Source organism: Allorhizocola rhizosphaerae, from assembly GCF_003426775.1.
Lineage (GTDB): Bacteria > Actinomycetota > Actinomycetes > Mycobacteriales > Micromonosporaceae > Allorhizocola > Allorhizocola rhizosphaerae.
In genome coordinates, this window is sequence record NZ_QJUG01000095.1 from 15,643 (window position 1) to 30,636 (window position 14,994).

Consider the following 14,994-nt stretch of genomic DNA (forward strand, 5'->3'; position numbering starts at 1 on the left):
GGTCAACCGCTCGACCACCGCCACCGGGTCGCCTTCCTCCATCTCGGCATCGGCCCACTCCAGCAAGGCGTGGAGGCGTTGCTGCTGCCACACATGCCGTGCCTGCTCCACCCATTGACCGGAGAGGCCCGCCAGCGGCTCGCCCCGCCACAGACCGAGCGCCTCGCGCAGGACGGCGGCCCGGCCGGGCGGCCCGGCCCGCGCGACCAGATCCCGGAACCGGTTGAGATCGACGCACTCCGGCCGAACGTCGAGTACGTAACTCCCGCCCCGGCGGGTGACCGAGGCCGGCTCGCCGTCGCAGGCGCTCGCCTGCTCCAGCACCTTGCGCGTCCGTGCGATGTGCGTATGCAACATCCGGCGCGCCCGATCCGGGGGCGCCTGGCCCCAGACCCGATCCACGAGAGTGTCCGCCGACACCGGCCGGCCCACCTCCGCGATCAACACAGCGAGCACAACTGCCTGTTGCGGCCTGCTGAGACGGAACACGCGGCCCCCCGCGTGGATCTCCACAGGTCCCAACACGCGAAGCTCCATGATCTAGCCCCCACGCATCGACAACCGTCCCACCCCCGATGCAGGAAACCGCACGCGGGCGCCGGTCGTCAACAACCTGTCGGCATTTTGGCCGGGCCGGTTCGGTGCTATGCGTTGAGCCTCGCCTTGAGGAACGCCGCGGCCTCCTCCTGCGCGTGTGCGCCGGCCTCCAGATCGCCGGCCATGCAGAAGAAGCCGTGGATCATGCCGTCGTAGCGGGACAGTGTGGTGTCCACACCGGACTCGGACAGCCGCTTGGCGTACAGCTCGGCCTGGTCGCGCAGCGGGTCGAACTCGGCGGTGATGACCAGCGCGGGCGGCAGCCCGGCCAGGGAGCTCGCGCGCAGTGGCGAGGCCAGCTCGTGGAAGCCGTCTTCGGGCTTGGCCAGATAGTGCGACCAGTACCAGGCCACGGACGTCTTGTTGAACAGGAAGGGATCGTCGAAGTCGGTCTCGGCGCCGTAATCGGTGTTCGGATAGACCAGAACCTGAGCGGCCAGCGGCACGCCCTCGTCGCGGGCGAGCAGCGTCACGGCCGCCGCCAGGTTGCCGCCCGCGCTGTCACCGCCGACCGCGATGGCCGTGCCGAACTCGGCCGCAGCCCAGAGCACCGCGTCGAAGCAGTCGTGCACGGCCGTGGGGAACTTGTGCTCCGGCGCGAGCCGGTATCCCACCGCCACCACCGCGCAACCAACCAGATTGGACAGTCGCCGGCACACGGCGTCGCTCGTGTCGATCGTGCCCAGCGTCCAGCCGCCGCCGAAGAAGTAGACCAGCACGGGCAGATCGGTCCGCTCGGACGGCCGGTAGACGCGGATCGGCAGGCCGGACCCGGGCAGCGCACTGTCAACAACGGAGTGCACCGGTTCGGGCGTGCCGCCCGCGTCCCGGATGGAGGCCAGATCGAGCTCGCGGGCCTCGGCGACGGACAGCGCGTAAAGCTGTGGTGCGCGGGCCCGCTCGCGGCGTGTGCGCATGGCCTGTACCTGTGGATGCATGGGCACGGCAACGGTTCCTATCTGAGTGTGAGAGCCCGGAGCTCTCGCATGGTCGGCGACAGCGGAAGAACGACAAGCTTGGCGGCGAACCACTTCGACACGGCGTCGAGCAGCTCGCCGGCCTCGGCGGCGGTCGGGGCGTGCACCCAGAATTCGCCCATCCGGCCAAACGTGTTGCCGCCCGCCGCGGCGGTGCGCAGCCCGCGCGGCACGAAAATCCTCGCGCCCACCACACCCTCGCGCGTCAGAAGCTCCGCTTCGGACGGATGGTCCAGCAGCGTGCCCTCGACCAGCGGAAGGAACGCGCCCGCGACACAGCCATCCTTTTTGGACAAGGTGATGTCCTCAATGGATCCCAGCAGCGCCATCGTGCCGAGCTCGGCCAGGTCCACGCCGAATTTGTAGCGCACCTGATCGCGGATCGGTCCGCCGGCCCGGCGGGCCGCGCACTCGCTGAACACCACGCCGTACTGGCTGGAGAACAGTTCCATGTGGAAGATGCCGTCGGCAAGCCCAAGCGTGGCAAGCGACTTCTCGACGACCGGCAGCGCCTGGTTGTAATAAGCCTTGTCGGATATCGGGTCGAGGGTGAAGGTCCGCACCGGCGACCGGTCGTTGACCGCCTTCAAGCAATTCTGTGGGTACCGGCCAAGCGCCACAAACCTCATCCGTCCGCCGCTGACGATCCCGTCGGCGAACAGTTCCTCGCCGTCGATGAACTCCTCGACCACGAACGTGCGCGCGGCGACGTTGCGCGCCCGGCAGTCCCGGCTGATCCGCTCCACCTCGGCCGTGTTCGACACCACAAAGGTGGACTGGGTCGCCTGTCCGGCAACGGGTTTGACCACCGCCCGCTCGAACGGCAGCTGCCAACCCGTTGGCAGCTCCCGGATGTCCTCGATGAGCTCGTGCCGCGCCACGATCACACCGGCCTGGCGCAACCGCTGCTTCTGCAGGAACTTGTCGCGGAACAGCGCGACCGTCCGGGCCGGCACGGCCCGCGCGCCGAGCACAGCCCCGACCGCCGCCGCCGTCATCATGGACATGTCGTCGTGCGCGTAGACGGCGTCGAACTCGGTCAACCCGTTGCGGTACAACGCGTTGAGCACCGGGTCGACGCCGCGCGACTCGTCGGCGAACACCATGCGCACGCCCTCACGGGTCACCGGCAGGCCGATGTCGCGCGCGTTCGCTCCAATCACGACGGTGACGTCGACGTGGGCGGGGAGCGCTTCAAGCGCCTGATGGTCCACTCCGATCATCAGCAGTCGATGGGTACGCTGCATGGCGAGAAACTTACTCCCTGCGGCCCGGTAGGCGCGAGAGGAGGCCACGCGGACATGGCAGCCGGCTGATAAGGGCGGGAGGCCGAGGCGAGACGCCCGCGGCCATGAGACACAGCCCGGCGGGCGCGAGAGGAGGCCACGCGTACATGAAAGTCAGCCGACATGGGCGACGAGGTGCACGAGGTCGGCTGAGTTGAGCAGAGATCGAGGTGTCGATACTTAGGGATGAAAATGCCCGACTAACCTCGAATGTTCGGCGGATTTAACCATTCGAATAAAATCAACGGCCTATTGTGAGTAGCCGCTTGCGCAAGTAGATTGCCATTCGCCGGGGGCCCGCCGGGACGTATTGGGGACGTCCGTGGCGGTGGAGATTGACGTGATATTGGCAGGTTTAAATATGGCTGCGTGGGTTGATGAAGTCTTGCTTGCGGGCGGGGACAATGACGGCTGTCTCAATTTCGGCGGGCAGCTGAGCCGCGGCGATCTGCGGCGTGAAGTGGCACAACGCCAATCGGCGCTGGAGGACCTCGGCATCAAGCCCGGCGGCACCGTGGCGTTGCGCCTGCCGCCGTCGCTGGCCTACGTGGCAAACCTGCTGGCCGCCTGGCGTATCGGGGCTCAAGTGTCCCTTTTGGATCACCGGCTCACCGATCACGAGGTGGGCCAGGCGCTTGAGCGGCTCAAGCCGCAGGCCGTGGTGCGTTTCGAGGGCAAACTTCCTGGCGGGCTGCGCGCGTTCTACGACGTCACGGACATTCCGTCGGCGCATCCCGGTGAGTCCGCCGCCACCGACCACTGCGTGGTACAGCTCAGTTCCGGCTCGACCGGACCGTCCAAAGTGATTGCCCGGACGGCCGATAGCCTCATCGAAGAAATTGAGCGATACAAACTTATTGAGGGGGTACCGCTTCCGGGCGAGCGGGTCGTGCTCCTCGCATCGGTCGTGCACGTGCTCGGCCTCGTGGGCGGGCTGCTCTACTGCCTCAACGCGGGCACCGAGCTCACCCTGCCGACGAGACTCACGGTCGACGCGATCCTGCAGGCGGTCGCGGGCGGGGAAGCCCCGGCGACCCTGCTCGGCGTGCCGTTCCACATCGAACTGCTCGCCTCGACCGAGCGCCCGCCCCGGCTCCCGCAGCTCAAGCGGATGACCACGGGCGGCGAGCTGGTCCGCGCCCAGGTCTACGAGCGATTCACCGACCGCTACGGGGTGCCGCTGGGCAACATGTACGGGATGACCGAGGTCGGCGTCATCGCGACCGACCTGTTTGGACAGCACCGCCCGTCGCTGCGGCCCGCACCCGGGCTCACCGTGCGCTCCGACGACGGCGAGCTGCTGATCGGCATGCCCCGCTCGCCGTACATCGGGCTGGTCGACCCCGGCCGGTGGGCCGACGGCTGGCTGCGCACGAAGGACGCCGGCACGGTGGACCCGGGCACGGGCCTGCTCACCGTGCACGGCCGGCTGGACTCGCAGGTGTCGGTCGGCGGGCTGAAGGTGGACCTGACCGAGGTCGAGCACGCGCTCGCGGCCCTGCCGGGGGTGGAGGCGGCGGTGGTCGTGTTCGACAACGGCATTGAGGCCTATGCGGTCGCCTCGGCCGGTGTCGATGAGCTTGAGGCGGCCCTGGGTGAGCGGCTCGCGCCGTACAAGCGGCCCCGCGCCATTCATCTTGTGGAGCAACTGCCACGCACCGCAACGGGGAAGCTCGTCCGCGCCCAATCAGTTCTAAGGAGCTCCAAATGACCACTCCGGACAGCGTGCGTCAATTTCTCATCCAGGCGATCGCCGCCATGAACTATCCGGTGGACGACGTGACCGCCGAGACCCCGCTCGGGTCGGCAGGCGTCGACCTGGAGTCGCTCGCCGTCGCCGAGCTCGCCGTGCGGGTCGAGGACGAGTACGGCGTGAAGTTCTCCGACGAGGAGTCCGAGACGGTGGCGGCCATGAGCATCGGTGAGCTCGCCGCGACGATCGTGTCGCGCTTGGCCAAAACGGCGGCTTAGGTGGAGCGCGCGGAGGTCGTCGAACTGCTTGCCACCTATGGGGATCGGACGCCCGACCAGGTGCGCGAGCGGATCGACTCGCTGGAGCTGGCGTGGCTGCTGCACCAGGTGGAGCAGCGGCACGCCGTCGCGCTCGATCTCGACGACGACTCGCTGATGCGCATGACCACAGTGGACGGTGCTGTGGCGGTGCTTTCCGAGGTGCTTTCCCGTGCTTGAGCGCGTGGCGGTCACCGGGATGGCGGCGATCACCGCCTACGGCTTCGGCTGTGCGGCGCTGTTATCCGGTGTGCTGTCGGGCAAGCCGGCCTTCGGCCCGGTGACGCGATTCGATGTGGCGCAACGCCGGGTGGGGGTCGCGGCGACCCTGCCCGGCTCGCCCGACCTGCGCGAGCTGCTGGACGAGGTGATCGGCCAGGTGGGAGCGGGAGGCCCGGTTTTCCTCGCGGCGCACCAGCGCATGGGGATCGGCGACCGCACCTACACCAGCGCGTGTGTGGCCGCGTCGACGGCCGTTGCCGACGCGGCGAGCACGATCGCGCACGGCGACGCCCAACGGGTCGTCGTGGCGGCGGGCTATCTGGTCGACCCGGTCCAGTTTGGACTGTTCGACGCGGGCCGGGCGCTGGCCGTGGACGGCGCGGTGCGGCCGTTCAGCATGGGGCGCAAGGGCTTGCTGCTCGGTGACGGGGTGGCGGCGATCGTGCTGGAGGCCAGGCCACGGCGTGAGCCGATGGCGTGGATCGACGGCTGGGGCCGGGCCGGGGACGCCTACCACGTGTGCCAGCCGCGCCCGGACGGCTCGGGCCTGGCCCGAGCCATCGAGCGGGCGCTGTTGAAAGCGGGCCGTCCGGGGCTCGACTACGTGAACGCGCACGGCTCCGGTTCGCCGCAGAGCGACGCGGCCGAGGCGCAAGCCCTGCCCAGGGGCGTGCCGGTCAGCTCGACCAAGGCGCTGCACGGCCAGGCGCTGGAGGCCTCACCGCTGATCGAGCTCGTCACCACGATCCTGGCCATGAACGAGGGCGCGCTGCCGGTCAACGCCGGATATCTCGGGCCGGACCCGGAATGCCCGGTGGACGTGATCCTGGACGAGCCGCACGCCGGCGACATCCGGCACGCACTCGTGGTCAACTCGGCGTTCGGCGGGGCCAACACGGCTTTGGTGGTGAGCGCGCCATGAATGTGCTCGCTGAGGCGCAAGTGTCCAGTCAGGACAGTGTGCCGGCGCTGGCCGGGTTCATCGCGTCGTCGTTCAGCCCACTGGTCGCGGAGGTCGCACGCCGCTGCCTGTCGGGCGTGACGCCGAATCCGGCGACGGCGATCGTCATCGTGAGCCCTGACGGAGATGTCGAGACCGCACGAGCGGCCGCGTCCGGCGGGCGCGTCTCGCCCCTGCTGTTCTTCCAGGCCGTGCCCAACGCGATCGCGGGATACATCGCCGCCAAGTGGGATCTGCGCGGGCCGGTCGTCTGCCTGGAGGAGCCGGGCATCGAGGGCGGCGTCGAGGTGGCCCGGATCATCATCCGCGACGGCGACGCGGACGAAGCATTAGTGGTCTTTGTCGGTGACGGCGCGCGTGCTGTCCTAGTGAGAGGAGTACGGCCATGACGGGCAACAACCTGCGGGCCACGCTTGCGGCCGATCCGCTGCTGGGAGCGGGCAACGTGGTGACGAGGCTGCTGGAGCTCGGCGCCGATCCCCACGGGCCGGGGCTGGCGTTCGATACGGACACCCCGCTGACCCTGGGCGAGCTCGACGAGCGCGTCCGGGCGCGGGCGGCGTGGCTGCACGAGCGGGGCGTCAAGCCGCGCGATCCGGTCGCGGTGTATGTGCGGAGGTCTGCCGACTGCTTCCTGACGTTTTTCGCGCTCAATCGCTTGGGAGCGATTCCAGCCCTGATGAACCCCAACATCCCGATGCCGGTGGCCAACCAGTACATAGCCAAGCTCAAGGCCACGGCCGTGCTGACCGACCCGGGCCGGGCGGTCGAGCACGAGCAGGTGTGGGACGTGGCCGAGTCGGCCAAGGGCGATCCGGCCAAGGCGCCGAGCGCGTTCCGGCACCACGAGGACGACCCGATCGCGATCACGCACTCGTCCGGCACCACCCGCATGCCCACGGCGGTGGTCCACTCGCACAGCAGCCTGTTCGCCGCCACGCGCCGCATCCGTCTGATGGGGCCGCGGGCGCAAGGCACCGAACGCGTGCTGAGCGCGCTGCCCGCCCCGCACACCGCCGGCATCCTCGCCGTCAACCAGGCCCTGGTGAACCGGGCCGAGATACTGTTCCTGTCCACTCAGGACGATGCCGAACTGATCCTCGACGCGATCGAGCGGTGGAAGCCGACGGGGGTGTTCGGGTTCGCCGTGACGTGGGCCGAACTCGCCCGGCACGACCTGACCGAGCGCGACATGGACTCGGTGGCGATCTGGTTCAACACCGGCGACTGCGCGCACGAGGCGCACATCCGCAAGCTGGTTGCGGTCGGCAGCCACGTCACGGTTGCGGCCAACGGGCAGCGCGAGCGGGTCAAGGGCTCGACGTTCTACGACGGCATCGGCTCGACCGAGATGGGGCACTCGGCGTTCCACATCGGACACCGGGTCGACACCAACCGCTACGGGCGCTGTGTCGGCAAGCCACACGTGTTCGCCGACGTGCGCGTCCTCGATCTGGAAACCGGCGACGAGATGCCCGTGGGCAAGGTCGGCCACCTCGGGCTGAAGTCGCCCACGCTGTCGCTGGGCTATTGGAACGACCACGCGCAGACGTTCCGTACCAGATATTTCGGTTACTACCTCACCGGTGACCTCATGTACCGCGATGAGGAGGGCTACTACTACCACATGGACCGGGCGGTGGACGCGGTCGATCTGGGCGGCGGAAACTGGCTCTACACGGCCATGTCGGAGGAGCGCATCCTGGCGGCCAACCCATCGGTGCGCGACTGCACGGTGGTCGCGGTCAATGTGGACGGTCGTGTCGTCACCGACATCCTCGTGCTGAGCGACAGCGATTACGACCCCGACGCGGTGACAGCCGCGCTGGAGCCACACGTCGCCGCGACCGTGCGCAAGGTGATCCGGGTGACCGACGCCGACCTTGTCACGGGACCGACCGGCAAGGTGCGCAAGTTCCTTATGCGCCAACGACACCTGGCGACGTTATGACTGGGCGAGGGGGGAGGCCATGAACACCCGGCCAGAGATAGTGATCACGGGGATGGGCATGGTGACACCGATCGGGCGCAAGCCTGAGGAGGTGTTCGCCGCTATGTGCGACGGCCGGTCCGGGATCGTGCGGCCCGAGGAGGGGCATCCCGCGTTCGGTGCGCTGGAGGTGATGGGTGCGGGCCCGCCGATCGACCCGGCGAGCGTGATGCCGGGGCCGGAGGCGCGCACGATCGACCGGTACATCGTGATGGCGTTGGTCGCGGCGGGCGACGCGCTGGCCGACGCTTCCCTCAAGCCCGGCGAGGACGTCGATCCGTACCGTGTCGCCACAGTGGTTTCCGGCACCGGTGGGCTGGCCGCGCTTGAGGCACAGGTGGTCACGCGCACCGAGAAGGGCCGGATGGGCGTGAGCCCATACCTGCTGCCCGGCATGCTGCCCAACATGGGCACGGCCCGCATCGCCATCAAGTACGGCCTGCGCGGCTACAGCTCGTCGATCGGGACGGCCTGTGCGGCGGGGGCACAGTCCATTGCGGAGGGTGTGCGGATCCTGCGCAACGGGGAGGCCGACGTGGCCGTGGTCGGGTGTTCGGAGGCTCCACTGTTTCCGACGCTGGCCGACACGTTCGGCAACGCCCGCGCGCTGGCCCGCGGATGGGCCGACAACCCGGCTCAGGCGAGCCGCCCGTTTGACTCGCGCCGCAACGGCATGGTGCTCGCCGAGGGTGGGTGTGTGTTCGTGCTCGAACGCGCCGACTTCGCGGCGGCGCGCGGAAGGCCGGCCTACGCGAGCGTCGTGGGGTGGGGGATGACGACCGACGCGCATCACCCCACGACGCCGCGGCCGGACGGCGAGGGCGCGGCCAACGCGATGCGCCGTGCGCTGGCCGACTCCGGGTTGGGGCCCAAGGACATCGGCTACATCAACGCCCACGGCACGAGCACCAAACTGGGGGATGCGGCCGAGGCGCTGGCGATCCGGACGGTGTTCGGCGACGATGTGCCGCCGGTGAGTTCGAGCAAGGCGGTCACCGGGCACATGCTCGGCGCGTCCGGCGCGGTCGAGGCGGCCGCGTGCGTCATGGCGCTCGGACAGGGGGTGCTACCCCCGACACACAATTTGGACGAGCCGGATCCAGCGTGCGAATTGGACCATATCCGAGGCGCTCCGCGTACCCGTCAAATCGACTTCGCTTTAACCAATTCGTTCGGATTCGGTGGTCACAATGTGAGCCTTGTCCTTGGCCGGCCTCGCATTCCTCAGAGTCGATTCGAGGGGGCCCAAAGGTCTTATTGATTCTTTTCAAATGTCGGGCTAGCTTCGAATGAAGGCAGTTTCGCATTCATAGCCGCAATTTTTTGTGCGACAACGCACGCCACGGGGCATCCGTCCCTACCTTTTCACGCCCGGAAAACGGTGGGGTAAATCGAAGAATAGGTAGGTTGAGATGAATGTTCTCGGGGTGGACCACCTAGAGTTCTATGTCGGCGATGCCCGCCAGACCGCGTACTTTCTCTGCACCGCCTTTGGGTTTCGCGTCCGCGGCCAGGGCGGTCCGCAGACCGGACTGACCGATCAGCGTTCCCTGTTGCTGCGCCACGGCGACATCCACATCGTCCTGACCTCCGGGCTCACCTCACGGCACCCCGCGACCGAATACGTCGGCCGGCACGGCGACGGTGTCGCCGTCATCGGCATGGGCGTCGAGGACTTCGAACCGCACCACGCACCCGTGCACCACGACAAGGCGGCGTTCGCCATGGTCAACGGCTTCGGCGACGTGATGCACCGGCTGGTGCAGCGGTACGACGACAAGGAGGTGTGGCTGCCCGGCATCGAGCCGGTCGCCGACTCCGACCCCGACGACGGCCTGCTGCAGGTCATCGACCACCTTGCGATCTGCGTGCCTTCCGGCGACCTCGCGACGACCTCACGGTTCTATCAAGAGGCTTTCGGGTTCAACGAGATCTTCGAGGAGTACATCGAGGTCGGCGGGCAGGGCATGGATTCGAAGGTGGTACAGAGCCCCTCGCGCGAGGTGACGCTCACGCTCATCGAGCCGGACCCGGCGAAGCGGCCCGGCCAGATCGACGACTTCCTGCAGTGGCACGCGGGCGCCGGGGTACAGCACGTGGCGTTCCGCACCGACGACATCATCCGCGCGGTGAGCACGTTCTCCGACCGCGGAATCGGGTTCCTGAGCACCCCCGGCAGCTATTACGACGCGCTCGCGCTGACCGAGACCGAGATCCCGGTCGAGCAGTTGCGCAGGCACGCCGTGCTGGTGGACCAGGACCACTGGGGACGGATGTATCAGATCTTCACGCAGTCCATGCACATCCGCCGGACGCTGTTCCTGGAGCTGATCGAGCGGCACGGCGCCCTCACGTTCGGATCGAGCAACATCAAGGCGCTTTACGAGGCCAAGGAGCGCGAGCTGGCGATGGCAACCGGAGAGAAGAATGCTTGAGAAACTGACCGAGGAGGAACGGCAGCTGCTGCCGTCCGATGAGGACGTGGAGTTCTACGCCGAGCACGGGTGGTACCTGACCGGAAAGTTGCTCACCGACGACGAGGTCGACGAGCTCGTCGAGGCGAGTGAACGGTTCTATGCCGGGCATCGCGACCGCACGCTGCCGGTCCGGCCGCCGCGCCTGGCCTACTGGGAGCCGCAGCACGGTGCGGTGCAGCGGCACAACGACTACGTGCACTACGAGAGCGACGCGATCGCGCGCATCCTGCGCAAGCCCATCATCGGGGCGGTGGCGGCGCGCCTGGCCCAGGCCGACGAGATCCGCGTGTTCCAGTCGACGCTCATCTACAAGCCGCCGAGGCCGGACGAGCCGACCAACGTCGTGCCGTGGCACTTCGACCGCCACTACTGGGCCACCTCCACCTCCGAGCGCATGCTCACGGCGTTCATCCCGTTCCACGACTGCGGCGAGGAGATGGGCACCATCACGATGATCGATGGCAGCCATCTGTGGAAGGAGATCGACAACGACGACACGACCGTGCGTCACTTCGCCGACCGTGACAAGGAGGACCTGGAGGAGAAGCTGCGGCGCAACGCGGACTTCAACAACACCGACGTGCGCAAGGTGCCCATGATAATTCCGAAGGGGCACATGAGCTTCCACCACTGCCGCACCTACCACGGCAGCGGCGGCAACCGTAGCGACCGGCCGCGCCGGGCCATCTCGTTCCATTTGCAGGACGGCGAAAACCAATACCGCCGCTACGAGCTCAGCGACGGCAGTTTCGTCTCGTACAACCACGACTATGTGGTGCGGCAGACGCCGGACGGCCGGCCCGACTACGCGGATCCCACCTATTGTCCCGTCATCTGGTCGGAGCCCGATGTCGCTGGCTAGAAAACGGCTGCTGGGCCTCCTGAGCGGTGCTTGGGTGGCCCAGGCGGTGTACGCGGTTGTGAAGCTCGGTGTGCCGGACATGCTGCCGGACACCGCTTCACGCTTGGCCGCGGCCACCGGGGCCTCGGAGCAGGCGCTGACCCGGCTGCTGCGCGCGCTGTGCACGGCCGGGTTGTGCACAGAGGCCCAGCCGGGTCGGTTCGACCTGACAGCGGGTGGGCGGCTGCTGCGGTCCGATGTGGAGGATTCGGTACGGCTGCACGCGCTGCTGCAGGGTGACGAGGTGTTCCGGTCGTTCGCCGAAATCATGCACACCGTGATGGGCAACGGACCGGCGTTCGAGAAGGTGTACGGCAGGCCCTTCTACGTTTATCTGGAGGAGCACCCGGCGGCGGCCGAGGTGTTCAACACGTCGATGGGCGAGACGAATCTGCCGTCCACTGTGGACCTGTCCTGGGCACGCTCCATTGTGGATGTCGGCGGGGGCGATGGCTCGCTGCTGCTGCGGTTGTTGCGCGACGGCCAGACGGGTGTGCTGGTGGAGCTGCCCTCGGCCATCGCGGCGGCGCGCGTCAAGTTGGAGCCGCTGGGCGAGCGCGTGGAGTTCGTCGAGGGCAGCTTCTTTGACGGGGTACCAGAGGGAAGAGATGTTTATATTCTTTCACGTGTCCTGCATAACTGGTCCGACGACAATGCGGGCCGGATCCTGAGGCTGGTGCGTGCGGCTATGCCCGCGCACGGGCGTCTGGTCGTGCTCGAAGCGTTTGCCGGCGGTGGGCTGGTCGATCTCCTGATGCTGGTGACCCTGGAAGGTCGGGATAGGACGGTGGCTGAGTACCGCGAGTTGCTGACGGCCAACGGGTTCGCCGTCGTGCAGGCTGGGGAGGGCAGCCTTGTCTGCGCACCAGTATCGTGATAGGACATCATAGGCTGGGCCGCCGCGTTGGCATCCCCGCCGTGCCCCCGTTGACGGCTCCGACCCCGCAGCCGTCAACGATGCGGCCACGGTTGCGGTGTCACGCGGCGGCCCTCATCCCCTTCAGATGGGCGCCGAGCCGCCGGATGGCGATCGCGGCGCAGATCGAGTGCAGGCGCAGGTTGCCGTGGAGGCCGTCCGCGCTGTACATGGCCGGGTCTGTCTGCGCGGGGTGGTTGGTGCAGTAGACGTGAATGGTGCCGGTCCGCGCGGAGAGCTCGCGGCAGTGCGCACCGAACTTCTGCATCCGCGCGCCGACCACCGCGCGCACCTTTTCCGGAAAGGACGGTGCGTAGGAGATGTCGAAGACGCTGACCGTCATGACGTCGGCGCCGATGTCCTGCAGGGCACGGACCATCGCGGTCAACTCCCGGTCAACTTCGTCGGGCCGGTAGGACGCGCGCAGCGCGTCGTTGCCGCCGCAGCTGACCATGGCCAGATCGGGGCGGAAGGCGAGGGCCGCGGCCAGTTGCGACTCGCGCACCTCGGCCGCCTTGAGCTCGCGCTTGCCCAGGTTGAGGTATTCGAATCCATCTGTGGTGCGGGCCAGCTCGTGCGCGATCCGGTCGCACCAGGGCAGATTGCTGTATCCGGGCACGCGATCGCCGATGCCCTCGGCGGTGCTGTCGCCGATGACCGCGAAGCGCCTCCAGGGATGTCCCGTCAGGAGGGTTTCGGCTTCACCGTGGGACAGGCAGTATGGGTCGTCGGCTTCCACGTCTAAAGTATCGTTGTGGATCCGAGAGAATACGACCGGCGAGTGCTGGAATCCATCGATCCGACCATGCGGCGGGTGGCGGCCGAAAACCTGAGCCTGCCCACGCCGTGCACGGGCTGGACCCTGGGCGATCTGGTGCGCCACATGGCGGGCAGCCACTTCGGCTGGGCCTTCGCCGCGCGTGGCGACGCGCCCGACCCTGCCGTGTGGGCGGGTCCCGACCTTGGAAAAGACCCTTATCTCGTGTATCGCGAATCGGCCGACGCCGCGACGGCCGCGTTCGCCGATCCCGACCTCCTGTCGCGCAGCCTGCAGATCCACGGCTACGGCACGATCCCGGCCGCGGCCACGCTGCACATGCACGCCGTCGACTTCCTCGCCCACGGTTGGGATGTGGCGATGGCGCTGGGCATCGAGCCGGTGCTCGACGAGGAGCTGTGCGCGCACGGGCTGGCCATCGCGCAGCGCTGGCCCGAGGTGGCGTTCGGCTCGGGCGACCCGTTCGCCGCGCACGTGCCGATCGACGACGCGGCGCCGACCGGCCTGCGGCTCATGGCCTACCTCGGGCGCGATCCACATTGGACGCCGAGCAGCTGACGCTGACACCGATGCGTGTACCGGCGGGTTCCGATCGCGCAACCGGCTGGCCGGTTGCCGCTGCGAAACCCGGATATCGCCGTCGCCGTGCTCGCCGGACGGGAACACGGTCGCTCATCGCAGGTCTGTTTGGGTGCGTGCCCGGTGGCGGGCATGGCAAACGGGCCCGTGGGGTAATGGCACAGCACGGACTTCGGCCCGCTCGTCGACCGGATCGGCGCCGCGCGGATTGTGGCGGAGGCCGAACGCTATTACGGGGCCATGGTCCGGGGCAGCGCTGAGTCGTGGAACATCCGCGACACCCACATGATGGACACCATCGACCGGCTGCTCGATCACTATGGCCCGCACAGCAAGGCGGTCGTCTGGGCGCATAACACCCATGTGGGCGATGCTCGGGCCACGGACATGGCCGCGAGCGGCATGGTCAACATCGGCCAGCTGGCCCGCGAGCGGTACGGCGACGACCAGGTGGTGCTCGTGGGGTTCGCCAGCCACCGCGGGCGGGTCAACCCACCGCGGGCGGGTCATCGCCGCGCCGCGCTGATCTGGTGCCGGCACACCAGTGCGCTTTCATCCGCTGCACGCCGAGCCCGGTGTGCCAGGTGAGCTGGAGACCTTCCCCACCGGCGTCTGAGGGCACGCTGTCCACGTCTATCGCGCGGGCGGGGACGAGTTCGGCATCCTCTGCTCCTGAGGCTCCTGAACATCGGGCCGGGCCGTGCTCGTCAGCTCCACCATCTCGTTGAGCCCGGCGAGCTTGGCCTCCAGTTCGGACAATTCGGCGCGCGCCCGCTCGGCCTGCCGAGCCGCTTGCGCCTGGTCGAGGCTGAGCGCCTTCTCGACAGTGTCACGCACGCCCGGTACCTCAAGCAAAGAAAGCATATTCAACGCCTCGGCCGACTTGACCGTGTGCCGGCTGCCGAGCAGCGCCCGCCCGCGCCGTACCTCGATCACCCACTGGCCGTTGGTGTAGACCAGGTGCACGGTCAGCCGTCCGGGCAGGCGGGCCGGGCCGATCGGCAGCAGCGGCCCGTCGGGGACGAGCTGACGCCAGGCGCGGAAGGCGAACACCGGGATCAAAAGCGCTATAAGGTACGCCGCAGCGGCCGCGCCGAGTCCAATGAGGAGGGTGAGCTGGCCCAGCGTCCACGCGGCTGCGGCCGTGCCCAGGGGCACGCCGAGATAGGCGGGACGCGAGACGGGCGGGTTCACCGAGGCGGTCGCGAGCCCCGCCACAAACCCGGCGACGACCACGAGCAGCAGTGCCACCGGCCGCCCGGAGAGCACGAAAAGCGTTGCCCCACCGGCGAGGCAGCCC

General features: G+C 68.3%; 14 protein-coding genes and 3 pseudogenes. 12 read left to right on the forward strand and 5 right to left on the reverse strand.

Going from position 1 to position 14,994, the window contains the following annotated elements:
* Nucleotides 1-12: 12 nt before the first annotated feature.
* The 3 genes and pseudogenes from DM816_RS45875 to DM816_RS21165 form a co-directional block, all read right to left on the reverse strand.
* Nucleotides 13-537: pseudogene (locus DM816_RS45875) on the reverse strand (AfsR/SARP family transcriptional regulator); the annotation flags it as partial.
* A gap of 107 nt (nucleotides 538-644) precedes the next feature.
* Nucleotides 645-1,514: an alpha/beta hydrolase gene (locus DM816_RS21160; RefSeq protein WP_117212080.1), complete on the reverse strand. Its 870-nt coding sequence runs from the start codon at nucleotides 1,512-1,514 to the stop codon at nucleotides 645-647.
* A gap of 38 nt (nucleotides 1,515-1,552) precedes the next feature.
* Entirely contained in the window at nucleotides 1,553-2,821 is a 1,269-nt protein-coding gene (locus DM816_RS21165; protein WP_117212070.1) for an ATP-grasp domain-containing protein, read from the reverse strand.
* 400 nt (nucleotides 2,822-3,221) lie between these two features.
* On the opposite strand from DM816_RS21165, the gene DM816_RS21170 reads away from it, so the two are divergent.
* The 10 genes from DM816_RS21170 to DM816_RS21215 all read left to right on the forward strand — a co-directional run bounded on the left by DM816_RS21170 (nucleotide 3,222) and on the right by DM816_RS21215 (nucleotide 12,298).
* Nucleotides 3,222-4,571: a class I adenylate-forming enzyme family protein gene (locus DM816_RS21170; protein WP_117212071.1), complete on the forward strand. Its 1,350-nt coding sequence runs from the start codon at nucleotides 3,222-3,224 to the stop codon at nucleotides 4,569-4,571.
* The gene (locus DM816_RS21175; RefSeq protein ID WP_117212072.1) at nucleotides 4,568-4,831 is read left to right on the forward strand and encodes an acyl carrier protein; all 264 of its coding nucleotides are present in this window, start codon (nucleotides 4,568-4,570) and stop codon (nucleotides 4,829-4,831) included. Before DM816_RS21170 ends, DM816_RS21175 begins: the two co-directional genes overlap by 4 nt.
* A complete protein-coding gene (locus tag DM816_RS21180; RefSeq protein WP_162907674.1) occupies nucleotides 4,832-5,050 on the forward strand; it encodes a hypothetical protein in 219 nt (72 codons plus the stop codon). It abuts the gene before it with no gap.
* A 19-nt stretch (nucleotides 5,051-5,069) separates the two neighbouring features.
* The gene (locus DM816_RS21185) at nucleotides 5,070-6,014 is read left to right on the forward strand and encodes a beta-ketoacyl synthase N-terminal-like domain-containing protein (RefSeq protein ID WP_117212081.1); all 945 of its coding nucleotides are present in this window, start codon (nucleotides 5,070-5,072) and stop codon (nucleotides 6,012-6,014) included.
* Entirely contained in the window at nucleotides 6,011-6,442 is a 432-nt protein-coding gene (locus DM816_RS21190) for a hypothetical protein (protein WP_117212073.1), read from the forward strand. The genes DM816_RS21185 and DM816_RS21190 overlap by 4 nt, the downstream gene beginning before the upstream one ends.
* Entirely contained in the window at nucleotides 6,439-8,004 is a 1,566-nt protein-coding gene (locus DM816_RS21195; protein WP_117212074.1) for a class I adenylate-forming enzyme family protein, read from the forward strand. Before DM816_RS21190 ends, DM816_RS21195 begins: the two co-directional genes overlap by 4 nt.
* Before the next feature lie 19 nt (nucleotides 8,005-8,023).
* On the forward strand, nucleotides 8,024-9,304 hold the full coding sequence (locus DM816_RS21200) for a beta-ketoacyl-[acyl-carrier-protein] synthase family protein (RefSeq protein WP_117212075.1): 1,281 nt from the start codon (nucleotides 8,024-8,026) through the stop codon (nucleotides 9,302-9,304).
* Nucleotides 9,305-9,455: 151 nt separating this feature from the next.
* Nucleotides 9,456-10,478 carry a 4-hydroxyphenylpyruvate dioxygenase gene (gene hppD / locus DM816_RS21205; RefSeq protein WP_117212076.1) on the forward strand — a complete coding sequence of 341 codons (1,023 nt, stop codon included), beginning with the start codon at nucleotides 9,456-9,458 and terminating at the stop codon, nucleotides 10,476-10,478.
* Complete coding sequence (locus DM816_RS21210) at nucleotides 10,471-11,382, forward strand: phytanoyl-CoA dioxygenase family protein (protein WP_117212077.1); 912 nt, start codon at nucleotides 10,471-10,473, stop codon at nucleotides 11,380-11,382. Before hppD ends, DM816_RS21210 begins: the two co-directional genes overlap by 8 nt.
* Nucleotides 11,369-12,298 carry a methyltransferase gene (locus DM816_RS21215; protein ID WP_162907675.1) on the forward strand — a complete coding sequence of 310 codons (930 nt, stop codon included), beginning with the start codon at nucleotides 11,369-11,371 and terminating at the stop codon, nucleotides 12,296-12,298. The genes DM816_RS21210 and DM816_RS21215 overlap by 14 nt, the downstream gene beginning before the upstream one ends.
* Nucleotides 12,299-12,398: 100 nt before the next feature.
* On the opposite strand, the gene DM816_RS21220 is transcribed toward DM816_RS21215, so the two are convergent.
* Nucleotides 12,399-13,076, reverse strand: a complete 678-nt coding sequence (locus DM816_RS21220; RefSeq protein ID WP_246002090.1) for an SGNH/GDSL hydrolase family protein — start codon at nucleotides 13,074-13,076, stop codon at nucleotides 12,399-12,401.
* A gap of 15 nt (nucleotides 13,077-13,091) precedes the next feature.
* Here DM816_RS21220 and DM816_RS21225 point away from each other — a divergent pair, with 15 nt between their 5' ends.
* Complete coding sequence (locus DM816_RS21225; RefSeq protein WP_246002091.1) at nucleotides 13,092-13,673, forward strand: TIGR03086 family metal-binding protein; 582 nt, start codon at nucleotides 13,092-13,094, stop codon at nucleotides 13,671-13,673.
* 222 nt (nucleotides 13,674-13,895) lie between these two features.
* A pseudogene (locus DM816_RS21230) lies at nucleotides 13,896-14,310 on the forward strand (erythromycin esterase family protein); the annotation flags it as partial.
* A gap of 17 nt (nucleotides 14,311-14,327) precedes the next feature.
* Here DM816_RS21230 and DM816_RS21235 read toward each other — a convergent pair.
* Nucleotides 14,328-14,994 (reverse strand): annotated as a pseudogene (locus DM816_RS21235) (hypothetical protein); the annotation flags it as partial.